We start from the raw sequence: 284 nt of genomic DNA, 5'->3' as shown, positions 1-284 counted from the left end.
TACATAGAGGTAATCGACCTTTAAATTCCGAACCAGAATCGATATAAAGGCAAGTCCCCAGACAGCGAGGTATACTAAATTATAGTCAAACATTAGTTGTCTCAGCGTGCGGCGTTAACTTATCGGAAAATTTTAAAAACCAACACAACAACACCCCTAAGGAAAAAGCAGACTGAACAATATAGCCAAGCGCCATATTGGAAAACTCAAAATATCGAAAAGCCATTATTGAAAAACCAACATACATTAATGCTGTAATCACCTCATAGACAAGATAGAATAAA

Annotated in this window: 1 protein-coding gene; it reads right to left on the bottom strand. The window is 36.3% G+C overall.

The features are described from left to right. Nucleotides 1–85: 85 nt before the first annotated feature. On the bottom strand, nt 86–284 hold a 199-nt coding region (locus AC0L20_RS40845; protein ID WP_473295798.1), incomplete at its 5' end, for a hypothetical protein.

The sequence above is a fragment of the Bradyrhizobium sp. Kon58 genome, assembly GCF_055807455.1.
The sequence above is the reverse complement of the archived record's forward strand: the minus strand, read 5'-3'. Positions and strand labels throughout refer to the sequence as shown.